This window comes from Pelobacter propionicus DSM 2379, assembly GCF_000015045.1.
In the GTDB taxonomy this organism is placed as follows: Bacteria; Desulfobacterota; Desulfuromonadia; order Geobacterales; family Pseudopelobacteraceae; genus Pseudopelobacter; species Pseudopelobacter propionicus.
Genome location: NC_008609.1, coordinates 872,761 through 885,813, shown reverse-complemented (window position 1 = coordinate 885,813; position 13,053 = coordinate 872,761). Strand labels below are relative to the sequence as shown.

Annotated in this window: 15 protein-coding genes; 7 read left to right on the top strand and 8 right to left on the bottom strand. The window is 62.0% G+C overall.

The genetic code is table 11. The features are described from left to right. Positions 1-73: 73 nt before the first annotated feature. The 4 genes from PPRO_RS04100 (at position 74) to PPRO_RS04085 (ending at position 2,888) form a co-directional block, all read left to right on the top strand. On the top strand, positions 74-1,462 hold the full coding sequence (locus PPRO_RS04100) for a voltage-gated chloride channel family protein (protein WP_011734778.1): 1,389 nt from the start codon (positions 74-76) through the stop codon (positions 1,460-1,462). 15 nt (positions 1,463-1,477) lie between these two features. Beyond that, positions 1,478-1,933 (top strand): DUF190 domain-containing protein, encoded by a 456-nt coding sequence (locus PPRO_RS04095; RefSeq protein WP_011734777.1) that lies wholly within the window; start codon positions 1,478-1,480, stop codon positions 1,931-1,933. 227 nt (positions 1,934-2,160) lie between these two features. After that, a complete protein-coding gene (crcB, locus tag PPRO_RS04090) occupies positions 2,161-2,550 on the top strand; it encodes a fluoride efflux transporter CrcB (protein WP_011734776.1) in 390 nt (129 codons plus the stop codon). Beyond that, a complete protein-coding gene (locus tag PPRO_RS04085) occupies positions 2,550-2,888 on the top strand; it encodes a DUF190 domain-containing protein (RefSeq protein ID WP_011734775.1) in 339 nt (112 codons plus the stop codon). The genes crcB and PPRO_RS04085 overlap by 1 nt, the downstream gene beginning before the upstream one ends. 30 nt (positions 2,889-2,918) lie before the next feature. Here PPRO_RS04085 and PPRO_RS04080 read toward each other — a convergent pair whose 3' ends face one another. Continuing rightward, positions 2,919-3,464 carry a DUF4468 domain-containing protein gene (locus PPRO_RS04080; RefSeq protein ID WP_011734774.1) on the bottom strand — a complete coding sequence of 182 codons (546 nt, stop codon included), beginning with the start codon at positions 3,462-3,464 and terminating at the stop codon, positions 2,919-2,921. A gap of 159 nt (positions 3,465-3,623) precedes the next feature. Beyond that, positions 3,624-5,975 (bottom strand): heavy metal translocating P-type ATPase, encoded by a 2,352-nt coding sequence (locus PPRO_RS04075; RefSeq protein WP_011734773.1) that lies wholly within the window; start codon positions 5,973-5,975, stop codon positions 3,624-3,626. 81 nt (positions 5,976-6,056) lie between these two features. Between PPRO_RS04075 and cadR the strand changes: the two genes are divergently transcribed. The 3 genes from cadR to PPRO_RS20765 all read left to right on the top strand — a co-directional run bounded on the left by cadR (position 6,057) and on the right by PPRO_RS20765 (position 7,670). Then, positions 6,057-6,494: a Cd(II)/Pb(II)-responsive transcriptional regulator gene (cadR, locus tag PPRO_RS04070; protein ID WP_011734772.1), complete on the top strand. Its 438-nt coding sequence runs from the start codon at positions 6,057-6,059 to the stop codon at positions 6,492-6,494. A gap of 112 nt (positions 6,495-6,606) precedes the next feature. Continuing rightward, the gene (locus PPRO_RS04065; protein ID WP_011734771.1) at positions 6,607-7,422 is read left to right on the top strand and encodes a ZIP family metal transporter; all 816 of its coding nucleotides are present in this window, start codon (positions 6,607-6,609) and stop codon (positions 7,420-7,422) included. Positions 7,423-7,481: 59 nt separating this feature from the next. Beyond that, positions 7,482-7,670 carry a hypothetical protein gene (locus PPRO_RS20765; RefSeq protein ID WP_157039930.1) on the top strand — a complete coding sequence of 63 codons (189 nt, stop codon included), beginning with the start codon at positions 7,482-7,484 and terminating at the stop codon, positions 7,668-7,670. Positions 7,671-8,099: 429 nt separating this feature from the next. On the opposite strand, the gene PPRO_RS04060 is transcribed toward PPRO_RS20765, so the two are convergent. The 6 genes from PPRO_RS04060 to PPRO_RS04040 all read right to left on the bottom strand — a co-directional run bounded on the left by PPRO_RS04060 (position 8,100) and on the right by PPRO_RS04040 (position 13,052). Continuing rightward, on the bottom strand, positions 8,100-9,215 hold the full coding sequence (locus PPRO_RS04060; RefSeq protein WP_049759637.1) for a 3-deoxy-7-phosphoheptulonate synthase: 1,116 nt from the start codon (positions 9,213-9,215) through the stop codon (positions 8,100-8,102). Beyond that, positions 9,215-9,667, bottom strand: coding sequence for a hypothetical protein (locus tag PPRO_RS04055; protein ID WP_011734769.1), 453 nt, complete (start codon positions 9,665-9,667; stop codon positions 9,215-9,217). The genes PPRO_RS04060 and PPRO_RS04055 overlap by 1 nt, the downstream gene beginning before the upstream one ends. Before the next feature lie 62 nt (positions 9,668-9,729). Continuing rightward, on the bottom strand, positions 9,730-10,329 hold the full coding sequence (locus PPRO_RS04050) for a lytic transglycosylase domain-containing protein (RefSeq protein ID WP_041532121.1): 600 nt from the start codon (positions 10,327-10,329) through the stop codon (positions 9,730-9,732). A 45-nt stretch (positions 10,330-10,374) separates the two neighbouring features. Further along, positions 10,375-11,508, bottom strand: a complete 1,134-nt coding sequence (locus tag PPRO_RS04045) for a di-heme oxidoredictase family protein (RefSeq protein WP_198138325.1) — start codon at positions 11,506-11,508, stop codon at positions 10,375-10,377. Between the two features lie 24 nt (positions 11,509-11,532). Further along, positions 11,533-11,841, bottom strand: a complete 309-nt coding sequence (locus PPRO_RS21165) for a hypothetical protein (protein ID WP_198138324.1) — start codon at positions 11,839-11,841, stop codon at positions 11,533-11,535. An 8-nt stretch (positions 11,842-11,849) separates the two neighbouring features. Continuing rightward, complete coding sequence (locus PPRO_RS04040; protein WP_198138323.1) at positions 11,850-13,052, bottom strand: imelysin family protein; 1,203 nt, start codon at positions 13,050-13,052, stop codon at positions 11,850-11,852. Position 13,053: the final 1 nt, after the last annotated feature.

Genomic DNA, 13,053 nt, shown 5'->3' with positions numbered 1-13,053 from the left:
CGTTCTTGACAACCCAATGTTCAGGGGGCTAGAGTCGTCTCTCCGATCTGACCACCAATGGGGGAGAAGAACAATGCCGTTTCGCTGGAGCCCGCGCGAGCACCTGTCTCTGGGGGCATACCTGATAAAGTGGTTATGCATCGTGACACCGACCTCCATCGCCATCGGTTCGTCCTGCGCACTCTTCTTATGGCTCTTGGACCGCGCCACCAACCTGCGCTTTCAAAACCCCTGGCTGCTGTTCCTGCTCCCCCCGGCCGGCGCCGCCATCAGCCTGCTCTACAGCCGTATCGGCAATGGGGCCGAGGGGGGCAACAACCTGCTCATGGACGCCATCCATGGCAGCGAGAACGGCGACAGCGGTATCGTGGTGCCGCGCCGCATGGCTCCCCTGATCCTGGTGGCAACCATCATCTCCCACCTCTTCGGCGGCTCGGTGGGACGCGAAGGCACCGCGGTACAGATGGGAGGCAGCATCGCCGCCGCCATCGGGCGCTGGTTCCGCCTGAACCTGGGCGATTTTCGCATCCTGCTGATGGCCGGCATCGCCGCCGGCTTCGGCGCCGTGTTCGGAACCCCCCTGACCGGGGCGGTATTCGCCATGGAGGTGCTGGCAGTGGGGCGCATGAACTACGACGCCCTGATCCCCTGCCTGGCCGCCGCCATCATCGGCGACCAGGCCTGCCTTGCCTGGGGACTCCACCACAGCCGCTATTCCGTTGCAGCCGTGGCGCCCGAGATCGTCGGCCCGCTCACCCTCAAGGTAATCCTGGCTGCCATTGCCTTCGGCCTGGCCAGCGTGCTCTTCGCCGAACTGATCCACGGCATCAGCCACATCTTCAAACGCACCGTTTCCCGCCCCTGGCTGCGCCCCGTGCTGGGGGGGCTGCTGGTCATCGCCCTGACCTATCTGCTGGGCACGCGGGACTACCTGGGACTGGGGGTGAGCTCACCCGACCCGCAGGCGGTCACGATCATCTCCTGCTTTTCAGCCAACGGTGCCACCCCCTGGAGCTGGTGGTGGAAGCTGCTCTTCACCGTCATCACCCTGGGAAGCGGGTTCAAGGGGGGCGAGGTAACCCCGCTGTTCTTCATCGGCGCGGCCCTGGGCAACGCCCTGGCACTACTGATGAACGCGCCGGTGGAACTTTTCGCCGCCCTGGGCTTCGTAGCGGTCTTCGCCGGGGCCAGCAACACCCCGCTGGCCTGTACCCTGATGGGTATCGAACTGTTCGGGGCCTCCTGCTCGCTCTACTTCGCCATTGCCTGCTTCCTCTCCTACCTCTGCAGCGGCCACTCCGGCATCTACCTCTCCCAGCGCATCGGGACGCCTAAACCCGGTTCGAAACACCTGCCGGCCAGCGACTCCCTGCGGGCGGCACGGGAACTGCGACCCGGCTGGGGAGATTTCCTGGCCCGGCGACGCACTGCTTCAGAAACCGAACCATCCCGGAACGGATAAAAAGGAGACCGGATCATGCCCCACCGTCATCAGGTCACATCACGGGAGATCGGCCAGGTCCGCATCTACATGACCCAGGGAGAGCGGCGCAAGAGCAGCCGCAATGGGCTTAGGAAGCTCTTGTCCGGCAACCCGCCGCTGTACAAGGAGATCATCCGGGCCGCCAAATCTTTTGGCCTGCTGAACGCCACCGCCCACCACACCCAGTACGGCTTCAGCGGCAGGGGGCAACTGCAGGCGGACGACATGGAGATAGCCAATCCGGACCAGAACCTGTGCGTTGAACTGATCGGGCCACGCGCCCAACTGGAGCAGTTCTGCCGCAGGCACGGTAAACTGCTGGCCGACAAGGTGGTCATCTACAAGCATATGGAGCATTGGGAAATCAGGGCTCGCGGCCTGCATGCCGACCAGGCGCCAGTCACCGACTACCTGGAACCGGAGACCGTAATTACCGATGATCCCGAATAGGCACGTTGCCCGGCCACCTGACTGAGCACCTGCCGATCCACTCCCACTTCCCCTTTGATCTGGCTGCCTCCGCCCCCCTATTCCTGGCGGAAACAGGTCGCTGGCTCCTCCCGATCCGCCACGAAAACCGACCCGCCAAAAACAGCTTCCGTCCGGGAGCACCCGGTTCCTGACTCCGCGATGATATTTTCACAAAGCCCGCTATACTCTGCTGAGGAGAAGATCCCATGAAGAGCGCGCTTACCATAGCCCTGTTCTGCGCCGGTGGGGGGCTTGCCCGCTACTACCTCTCCGGGTGGGTCTACGGCCTTCTGGGCCGGGCCTTTCCCTTTGGCACCCTGGCGGTCAACCTGATCGGCGCCTACTGCATCGGCCTGATCATGGAGATCAGTCTCCGCAGCACGCTGATTCCGGCCACCCTGCGTCTGGGGTTGACCGTCGGCTTCATGGGGGGGCTGACCACTTTTTCCACCTTCAGCTACGAAACTTTCAAGCTGCTTGAGGATGGGCAATACCTGGTTGCCATGGTCAATGCCCTGGCCAGCGTGGTGATGTGCCTGCTCTGCACCTGGCTCGGCGTAATCACCGCCCGGGCACTTATCCAAGGAGGATTCTGATGACACGGTTGCTTGGTGATCAGGTACTGATGAGAATATTCATCGGCGAGACCGACCGCTACGAGCATAAGCCGCTCTACGAGGCGCTGGTGGAGTTGCTGCGGCGGGAGGGATTTGCTGGCGCAACGGTGCTGCGCGGCGTGAGCGGTTTCGGCGCCCACCGGGTCTACCACTCCCAGAAGCTGCTGGACCTGTCAGCCGATCTGCCCATGGTGGTGGAGGCGGTGGACACCCCGGAGAAGATCGACGCCATCATGCCCCGCATCAACGACATGATGGCCGGCGGCATGATCACGCTGGAGAAGGTGACGGTTAACCGCTACAGCCCCAAGACATGAAGAAGGCTTCCTGACTCCCAGACGCAGGCCCTACCACTCCTTTTCCGGAACCACCAGGTACGCGCCGAGTTGTTCGGCAAGATAAAGCAAAAGCGGCTTCACCTTCCCATACTCTTCAGAGTTCAACCGTTTTTCGTAGCTGCTCGTTGATCCCGCGTATGCATTGCCGCAGAAAACGGTCGGCACGAACAGGTTCAGGTTGCTGAACGTAAGCCTGGCCTTACCCTCTTTCACCTCTTCCCGTAGTGTGAACCTGACTTCCCACCCCTCTTTGTAGGCCTCGGAATAACGCCCCAGGGGATACAGAATGGCGGCGTTGGCAATCAGCACCCCCTTTTCCCCGTTTTCATACTGGATGACGGTCCTGGTACTGTTCTGCTGCCACCCTCCGGCCATGGACTGGCGGAAGGTTTGCGCAAACCATATTTTCGATTTCTCGAAAATGCGCTCTTTCGAAACCGTCGGGGCATCCACAACCGTTTGGATGACAAGCTGTTCCGGCGGCAGGGGCTGCACAGCGGCACACCCCGCCAGAAGCAGTGCAAAAACCATCACCGTTGCCATTATTCTCATCATAAGAATTTCCTTTCCCGTTATGCTCCCTGACCAGGAGCTGAATCCAACCAGCGGCCATGGATATCATTCTACCGAAAAGAAGAGTTTTTTTTCGATCAGCATTCAGGCGATGCAACCGGCCATTGATAGGTATACAGCCATTTGTGATGCCTTTTCAGGTCAAACCTCGTGCCCTGGCCGGGAAAAAAACCGGAGCAGGCGCAAACCGTTGAACACCACCAGCAGGCTTGCTCCCATGTCCGCAAACACGGCCATCCAGAGTGTCGCCTGCCCGCCCAGGGCCAGCGCGAGAAACACGACCTTGATGCCGAGGGCCAACGCTATGTTCTGCCTGAGGATCGAAGCACAGTGGCGGCTCAGGCCGATGAAATCGGCTACCTTTCGCGGGTCGTCGTCCATGATGGCCACGTCGGCGGTTTCCAGGGCAATGGCGCTCCCGGCCGCGGCCATGGCAATACCGATGTCCGCCCGCGCCAGAGCAGGGGCATCGTTCACCCCGTCACCGACCATGGCGACCGCTGCAAAGCGCTCCTTGAGTTCGGCGATGGCGGTTAGCTTGTTTTCCGGCATCAGGTGGGCGCGTACATCCCAGATCCCGACCTGATCGGCAATTGCCCGGGCAGTGGCGGAATTGTCACCCGTCAACATCACCGGCTCGATGTGCAGTGCCCTGAGCAGCGTCACCGCCTGGGCGCTCTCCGGCCGGACGGTGTCGGCCAGTCCGAACAGGGCCATTGGCCCGGAATCTGCGCAGAGGATGACCGTCGTTTTGCCCGCACCTTCCAACAGAGCGACCCGGGCCTCCAGGGAGTGAGAGGCAAAACCCAGCTCGGCGGCAAGGCGATGATTGCCCAGATGCCAGGATTGTCCATCGATGAAGCCTCTGACGCCGTGGCCGTTGAGAGCGCCGAACGCCTCCACCGCCAACAGGCCGGCATCGGGCTGCCGTCTTCTCCAGCCGGCAACCAGGGCTTTGGCGATGGGGTGGGTGCTCTGCTCGTCGAGACTGGCGGCGATCAACAGGGCCTGTTCGACCGGCATGTCGTCCAGCGCGCTGGCGTCGGTCAGTTCCGGCTTGCCCCGGGTCAGCGTACCGGTCTTGTCCAGGGCCACCGCTTTCAACAATCGGCCACCTTCCAGGTATACGCCTCCCTTGATCAGGATGCCGTGCCTGGCCGCCGCGGCCAGGCCGCTGACCACGGTGACCGGAGTGGACAGCACCAGTGCGCAGGGACAGGCGATGACCAGCATGACGAGCGCCTGATAGAGCCAGCCCCCCCAGGTTCCGCCGAGCAGTAGCGGACCACCAACAGCCACCCCAACGGCCAAGGCGACCACCGTCGGCGTGTAATACCGGGCAAAACGATCGACGAAACGCTGCGTGGGCGCACGTTGCGACTGAGCCTGCTGGATGGCGGAGGCGATTCGGGCCAGGGTGCTGTCGCCGGCACCTGCCGTCACAATGGCTTCCACCACGCCATCGGTAACGATGCTGCCGGCATACAGCAGGTCACCCGCCTGTTTATCCACCGGCAAGCTCTCCCCGGTAATCGCAGCCTGGTCAAGGCTGGCACGGCCATATTCGACCCGGCTGTCCAGCGGCACGCGCGAGCCGGTGCGAACCCGGATGCGACTGCCAACCTCAACACCGGCAACCGGTTGTTCCAGCCAGTCATTGCCGACCCTGACTTCGGCGGTTTCCGGGGCAAGATTTGAGAGCGATGTGACGGCCTGACGCACCCGCTCCAGAGAGAGCACTTCGATGGCCTCGGCAACGGCGAACAGGAACACCACCATGGCCGCCTCCGGCCATTTATTGGTGATGATGGCGCCGACTATTGCCAGGGACATCAAGAAATAGATGTTGAGGGTCAGATTCCTGAAGGCGATCCAGCCCTTTTTCAGTGTGGGCAGCCCCGCACTGGCGATCGACAGGGCCGCCAACGCCATGACCGGCCATGAGGCGTCCTGTCCCGTTGTCCAAGCGATTAGTTCAGCTGCGACAGCCGCACAGCCGGCAACGGCCAAGAGCACTTTTCTTCGTCTGCCCAGCCCCGCAGGAGCGACAGGCGCCGAAGAACCAGCTTCGAGCAGCTCAGGCGCCATATCCAGCTTTTGCAGCGCGGAAAAGATGGCCCGCGGATCGGCCAGGCAGTGGTACACCGTCAGTTCCCGATCCAGCAGGTTGAAATCCAGTCGGGCAATGCCCGGCATCGCCTCCAGTCTGTTGCGTATCAACCGCTCCTCCACCGGACAGTCCATGTTGTTGATGCGGTACCGCACCCGGCTGGCGCCTTCGGGAGACGGGCTGTTCCTGTCAAATATCGACGCGCTGCCGGCAGAGGCGGTGGGACAGCATCCGCAGGAATGATCGTTGTTGACGTGGACATGAGCCGCTTCACCGTCATGGGCAGGAGCGTCTTCATGGCACTGCCGTTCATGACTGCGGGAACATCCGCACTCAGGGATATGGAGCAGGGGGGCTGTTTTTGGCGTAGCAGGCTTGTTCATGGTGGCGCACCTCCGAGGCTATGCTACTATTAGACAGCCTGTACCCACTTCAGGGTCAAGGGCTTTTCGGAGAGGATTGGCATGAAAATCGGAGAACTGGCGCAACGCGGCGACTGCAGCGTGGAAACGGTACGCTTTTACGAGCGGGAGGGCCTGCTGGAATCGCCTGCGCGTGACAGCAACGGCTATCGCTGCTACACCGGCACCCATCTGGTGCAGCTCAACTTCATCCGCCACTGCCGCTCGCTGGGCATGGGATTGCCGGATGTGCGCAGATTGCGCTCACTGCAGGCCCATCCCGAACAGGGCTGCGACGAGATCAACCACTTGATCGAAAGCCAGATCGAGCGTGTCCACCAGCAGATCCGGTCACTGCACCTGCTGGAGCAGCAGTTACACGCGCTGCGGGATACCTGTCATGCCACGACGAATGTGGGCGAATGCGGCATCCTGCGCAATCTGGAGCAGGCGGCCGAGGGGGAGAACTGCATCTGCCATCCTCCCGACACGACAAACTGAGGCTCATCAAACGTAATCCGCGTATCAAACGGCAGCGCTGTTTCGCGAACAGACTGTTCATGGAGTACACCAGAACCAGCCCCGCGTTCCAGCAGGGGGAGGACGAATACCAATGACCAGCTACCTGCAGCAGTTTGACCCCGTTACCCAGGCCCTGCTGGCCACGCTCTTCACCTGGGGCGTGACCGCCGCCGGGGCCGGGCTGGTTTTCCTGACCAGGACGGTCAACGCGAAACTGATGGATTCCATGCTGGGATTCGCCGCCGGCGTGATGATCGCCGCCAGCTTCTGGTCGCTGCTGGCGCCCGGCATCGACATGGCCGAGCAGATGGGGCAGATTCCCTGGCTGACCGCCGTGATCGGCTTCATGGGTGGGGGACTGTTCATGCGGCTGACCGACCGCCTGCTCCCCCACCTGCACCCCGGATTCGCCACGGACCAGAGCGAGGGAATCAAGACCTCCTGGCAGCGCTCCACGCTGCTGGTGCTGGCCATCACCCTGCACAACATCCCCGAGGGGCTGGCGGTGGGGGTCGCCTTCGGGGCCGTATCAGCCGGCCTCTCCTCGGCCACCATCGGCGGCGCCATTGCCCTGGCCATCGGCATCGGCCTTCAGAACTTCCCCGAGGGGGCTGCCGTATCCATGCCGCTGCGGCGGGAGGGGATGGGGACCGGCAAGAGCTTCTTCCTTGGCCAGGCCTCGGGAATGGTGGAGCCGGTGGCCGGGGTGCTGGGGGCGCTGTTCGTGATCCAGATGCGGGGGGTCCTCCCCTACGCCCTCTGCTTCGCCGCCGGCGCCATGATCTTCGTCGTGGTGGAGGAGCTGATTCCTGAATCCCAGCGGGTTCCCGCCCACATCGACCTGGTCACCATCGCCACCATGGCGGGCTTTTCGGTGATGATGATCCTGGACGTGGCTTTGGGATAGTACCGCCACCCTGCTATACGCCAATTCTCCAGCCCATTCGATCCTTCACTGCATTCATCTTGGGGGCGACCGACGCGGCGCCGGCCGCCGTCCGCTCGACCAGCAGTGCCGCTTCGCTCCCCGGCGGGCACTCCAGCGCGGTTCTGCTGTTCGCCTATGAACTGGACCTGATCAAGGTGTGGGAATCGCGTCGCCCCCCCCCCCCGGACTGGGGGGCATCGGCTGCCTGGACGCGACCCGTTTTCTGAAGAAGCTAAACGACATGGGCGGCATGCGGCTGGAAAGTTGGCTCCAGGCGTGCTTTTTTTGTCTTCCAACGTTAGCGCCGGCTTCGATTTCCGGGTACAACAGTATCTGTTGATAAAGACGATCATGTTCACGGGCACACATGGTCCCTTCCCCGAAAGCATGGAAACGCGCCCTAATCGATTCAAGCGCCGGAATACCATCCCACCATGGCCCCGGACGGCACGGTTAACCCCTTTTCCGTGCGGTCCGGTTCCTTCCGGCGGATCCGGTCGGTGAAAATCACACACCGACCGGATTTTTTTGTCGAAAAACGTCCCCGCCATACGAAACCACCAAGACGTCTTCTCGGGGGGAAACATACACGGAGATTCAGGCTGACGGGATATTGCCTCAAGAGCGGCGCCATCGATCAAAGCGACAGCAATCGGCTACATGGCCGCGCATCTGATATCGCCGTTGTGCGCCCGTTCGAGATCGGTCTGTGCCATGCCGACACCTCGACAGGCCATTGTCCGATGGACGTAGCGCAGAAGGTACTCGGTGGTGGTCCAGTCGATGCACTTGTCGGTAACAGAAACACCGTATCTGAGCTGCGACAGGTCCGTGGGAATCGGCTGATTGCCGGCTTCCAGAAAACTCTCAAGCATTATGCAGCGAATCGAACTGTTGCCGTCGGCGAGCTGCCGGCAGACAGTGACCAGCCCCTCCTGCTGGCGCTGGTGGTCGCCGCCGGAGTTTGCATGACTGCAATCTACCGCGATTGCCTGAGTGAGACCGGCCTTGTCCAGCATCTCCTCTACCTTGCGAATGTCCTCGGGAAAATAATTGGAGCGGCCGTTGCCGCCGCGAAGAATCACGTGAGCATCGGCGTTGCCGCCGGCCATGACGCTGGTGTAGCGCCCGTTCTTATCGACACTCAGGAAGCGGTGCGGGTACCGGGCGGCACGGACGGCGTCAACGGCGATCCGCAGGTTGCCGTCGGTGCCGTTCTTGAAGCCGACCGGAAAGGGAAGCCCGCTCGCCATTTCCCGGTGAATCTGCGATTCGGTCGTGCGTGCGCCGATCGCCCCCCAGCTGATCAGATCACCCAGATAGAGGGGGGTAAACGGGCTGAGTATCTCGCAGGCCACGGGAAGGCCCAGACCGGTAATGGAACGGAGCAGGTCGCGGGCAATCACGAGCCCCTTGGATATCCGGCACGATCCGTCCAGGTCCGGGTCGTTGAGCAGCCCTTTCCAGCCCGTAGCGGTACGCGGTTTTTCCAGATACACCCGCATCACCGGCAGCAGCCGGTCCTCCAGTTCCCCTGCCAGGCCGGCCAGGCGCTCAGCATAGTCAAGAGCCGCCCTGGTGTCATGAATCGAGCAGGGGCCGACCACCGCCAGCAGCCGCCCGTCGACGCCGTTCAGGATGTCGGCCACCTGCTTCCGGAAATGGGCCACACGCGCGACGTCTTCTCCTGAAAGAGGAAATCTGCGTCTCAGGTCGTCCGGACCGATGACCGGCTTCCGATCATGTATGATTAGTTTTTTGATGTTCACAATCAGTATTTCACCCTGATGCCGTTCAACTCGTCCTTGGTAACGTCAGGCCACCGCTTCACGACCCATGTTCCGACCCATGCCTTGAAAACGGCGAGGTTCTTCTGGCGTTCCGCCTCCGTCGCCCCCAGGAACTGATACATGTTCCCGGCTTTCCCTCCCTTCAGGTTCCTGCCGTCATCGAGTCTGCGCATCAGGGCGCCGGTGCCGGGCCAGGCAGTGTAGTAAATCAGATGGCTGTAGCTGTTCATCCGCATTCCCTGCCCGTTTGCCAGCCACCTCTGCTTCTTCTCCTTGAACGCATCGTGTTCGGGAGCGGAGACATCGGAGTGACACGCGGCGCACCTGGCATCGAACAGCGGTTTCACGTCCTTGCGCCACGTCGTTTCCTGGCCCCATGACAGCGAGCAGCTCAGCGCAATCCCTGCAACAACAAATACGAATTCTCTTTTCATCGGTTCAGCCTCCTTGTGTTGAATGAAGATGGTCGGTACTCCGTTGCCCGTTCGGGATTTTCTCAGTCATCGCCATACGCCCTCCGGTAGTCCATGACCCTGGCCACATAGTCGCGGGTTTCCCGATAGGGGGGAATGCCGCCGTACCGGGCCACCTTGGCGAGACCCGCGTTGTACGCGGCCAGGGCAAGCCGGACGTCACCGTTGAAGGTGTCCAGCAGGAACCTGAGATACCGCACCCCGCCACGGATATTGTCGGCTGGATCGAACGCGTTCGTGACCTTAAGCCCCTGGGCGGTCTTTGGCATGAGCTGCATCAGGCCCGCGGCCCCTTTCGGCGAAACCGCGTTGGGGTTGTACCCCGATTCAGCCCGGATAACCGCCTTTACCAGCGCCTTGTCCACTCCGTACTCCGTGGCGCACGAGTCGATGATCGTCTCAAACAGTCCGGGATCACGGCTGTAGCCGGAAAACCTGAAGGTGGTACGCACCTTCCGGTCATCCTCAATGTGACGTATGAACACCCTGGACCGGCGGTTCACCGGTGCATCGGTGAAGTGGATCACCCCGTTGCCATCTTCATGCATGTAGATATCGGCAACGGCGGGAGCCGTGCTCCCCGCAACGATAGCGAGCGCTCCACAGACAACCCATTGATTCATCGACAAAAACCGCCTTTTCATATCCGATTCACCGCTTCCCTAAAATCAGATCGACTCGAGAAACCTGATAACATCCTTTCGTTTGTCCGCGGAAAGGTGGCGAAACATCTCCCGGGCAAAGTTCGCCTCGCCGAAATGCCAGAGAATGGCTTCCTCGAAATCTCTGGCGCGCCGGTCATGGAACAGGTCCGTGTGATCGGCGGCATTACGCGACAGCCCCCGGGCCCAGAGAGGCGGCGTCCGGAAGAACCTGCTGACGCCATGGTTCATTGTGCCCAGATCATGGGTCAGCATATCCGTATACGGCCAGATTTTCTGCTTCCCATAGGCGGGAATATACGGGTACTCGCCCGTAACCCAGCTCGGCTTGTGGCATTGCACGCACCCCATCATCTGGAAGAGATCCCTGCCACGTTGTACCTCCGGCTTATGGAGGTTGCGCGCGGCGGGCACCGCCAGGCCGCGGGACCAGACCATGAGGTCATCGACGTCTTTTTGCGTCAGTTCGTGAGGTTGCGAACCGACAAGGGGGGCTGTATCCAGACCGAGCTCCTTCTGCTTGGCAATCCATTGCGAAGAGGCGAACAGCTGCGGACGATCCGTGCGGGTGAGGTTGAACACGTTCCACATACCGTTGAGACCGGGGCCGTTCTGGAGGGTCGCCCTGGTGTTGTGATAGGTGAACTTGCCCAGGTGCTTTTTTCCGTCGTGGGGCTCCACAATCCATGCGCCGGGCCGGCCCTTGACCGACCCGGGCATGGCCTGCTGGCGCTTGGCCTCGGCGATGATATCCTCGTCGGGGATTGCATCCAGAAGCCCGCTGCCGTAGAACCCGATGGTGGATTCGAGGCTGACCTTGTAGCCGGCCGGCAGGGGGAGCAGCGGATCGACCAGCTCAGCCGTCGGATAGATCAGGGTTCCCTCCGTCGGTTTGCCGCTGTTGTAGCGGGTTCCGTCCGGATACCTGTTGCCGTACTGGTCGACGAAATTGCGCCAAGTGATCTTGACGTCTCTGGCAGGCGGCTTGTAGGGAGGCACGGCCCTGGTCTGCAGCATGAACATATAACCGTCGACAAGCTTGCCGTCCGGCGTATGGACGAATACGGTGTAGCCATTGCCGAACTGGGTGGAAAATTTGTCAACCCGGCGTCCCCTGCCGTAGTTGGGGTGGCAGTTCATGCAGGAGTTGGTGATATAGACCGGTCACAGCCCGCCGTAGGGCGCCTTGGGATCGGTGACGAAATCCGCCAGGAACAGCAGCTCGCCATCGTTGAACTGCCGGTTCAGCTTCGGGTTCGCCGCGACGGCGGGCGAGGGCAACTCCAGGCAGCGTGAGGTGGTATCGAAGACCGTCCCCATCCGCCCTCCAGAAAAGTACTCTTCCGTCAGTCCGGGCGGCGTCCCCCCCAGCGACACATGGGCAAGGAGCCGGGCGCTGAAGCCGACGGCAACAACGGTGAGTGTCAGCAGCAGAATTAACGGCGCTTTTCGGCGCAATCCGTCTGGATTCATGGGTCTCCTCATTTCATCGGGTGGGATTCCGGCAGCGGGACTCCGTAGGGGGCAAACGGCCGGGTTGACGGGTCCATGGCCACCAGCAGCGCGGCGACCGACAGCCGGGCGGTCAGCTTGTGGCACGCCGACTCCGCCCTTCTGATCAGCAGCTCCCTCTCTTCGCCGTTTCCGCCGTACGGTCCGGCGGCCTCGGTGATCCTGAACGCCGTGTCCGCCAGGGCAATTCTGATACGTCGGTCAAGAACCTCGTCCCGGCTCGCCAGAAGCTCCGACACCGAATGGCCGCGGTCCCCTTCGGCGCCCCCCAGATACGCGTTCTCGACGCTTTTAAGGATATTCAGGAGGTCGGCGCGCCCGTTGCGGCTGTACCAGGTCCTGCCGCCACGGGGGTTGGCGGAGTCCAGCTCGCCGGCGATGGCGTCGCCCAGGTCTTCGGTAACTGCCACGCTTTCCTGAAAAATCTCCTGAAGCGCAACGGAGTGCGACAGATAGCGGCTTCCGGGGGCGCCCGGATGCTTGAACTCATCCGCATAGGAGCTTCTGGTTCTCATTCCGGCCGCCTTGAGCAGGGCCGCCTTGTCCGCCGGCATCCTGGACGAGCCGGCCCAGGATGCCTCGAAGTCCATGCTTTCCAGGGTCATGGCCCTGGTTGCGGCGACCAGGTACTCCAGCTCGGCCGGAGTCATATCCTTCGCCCGCCGCGGTTTTCCATCCCTGAACAGCAGATACTCGGCAGCCGGCAGGCCTCGCTGGGTAGACAGCAGTTCCTCGCGCAGGTACCGCTCGTCAACGGCCACCCTGCCGGCCGTCATCTCGCCCAGCAGGTGATCCACCAGGGGACGATCGAGGGGAAAGGTGTCCAGCTGCTTGTCGAAATTGTAATGCGCCGCCGGTCCGAACATGAAGGTGGCCGTCTTCTTCCATTGGGCGCGGGCCGTGCGCCACGCCTCCGCGGCGGCAGCCGCATTCCCGTCGGTCGGCTCGGCCCTGAGCCTGACGGCCGCCTGTTCCAGCAGCCTGAAATCCTGAACGGCGCGGGCAATTGTCTTCAGCACCACCTTGTCCGCGTAATCCTCAAGCACCTGGTCCAGTTTTCTTTCGACAAGGAACCGTGTAACGCTCTCGTTGCGGACAAGCGCCACAGCCCCCAGGCCGACCAGAAGCGCCAGTGCCGCCAGCACGGTCAAACGAATCAGTTTCTTTCCCACG

Excerpts from the sequence above, each read along its gene's own strand:
- PPRO_RS04055 (WP_011734769.1), bottom strand. The coding sequence starts at position 9,667 with ATGAAAAGAGAATTCGTATTTGTTGTTGCAGGGATTGCGCTGAGCTGC.
- PPRO_RS04075 (WP_011734773.1), bottom strand. The coding sequence starts at position 5,975 with ATGAACAAGCCTGCTACGCCAAAAACAGCCCCCCTGCTCCATATCCCT.
- PPRO_RS04065 (WP_011734771.1), top strand. The coding sequence starts at position 6,607 with ATGACCAGCTACCTGCAGCAGTTTGACCCCGTTACCCAGGCCCTGCTG.
- PPRO_RS04045 (WP_198138325.1), bottom strand. The coding sequence starts at position 11,508 with ATGAACTGCCACCCCAACTACGGCAGGGGACGCCGGGTTGACAAATTT.
- PPRO_RS04085 (WP_011734775.1), top strand. The coding sequence starts at position 2,550 with ATGACACGGTTGCTTGGTGATCAGGTACTGATGAGAATATTCATCGGC.
- PPRO_RS04050 (WP_041532121.1), bottom strand. The coding sequence starts at position 10,329 with ATGAATCAATGGGTTGTCTGTGGAGCGCTCGCTATCGTTGCGGGGAGC.
- cadR (WP_011734772.1), top strand. The coding sequence starts at position 6,057 with ATGAAAATCGGAGAACTGGCGCAACGCGGCGACTGCAGCGTGGAAACG.
- PPRO_RS04080 (WP_011734774.1), bottom strand. The coding sequence starts at position 3,464 with ATGATGAGAATAATGGCAACGGTGATGGTTTTTGCACTGCTTCTGGCG.
- PPRO_RS04100 (WP_011734778.1), top strand. The coding sequence starts at position 74 with ATGCCGTTTCGCTGGAGCCCGCGCGAGCACCTGTCTCTGGGGGCATAC.
- PPRO_RS04095 (WP_011734777.1), top strand. The coding sequence starts at position 1,478 with ATGCCCCACCGTCATCAGGTCACATCACGGGAGATCGGCCAGGTCCGC.
- PPRO_RS21165 (WP_198138324.1), bottom strand. The coding sequence starts at position 11,841 with ATGAATCCAGACGGATTGCGCCGAAAAGCGCCGTTAATTCTGCTGCTG.
- crcB (WP_011734776.1), top strand. The coding sequence starts at position 2,161 with ATGAAGAGCGCGCTTACCATAGCCCTGTTCTGCGCCGGTGGGGGGCTT.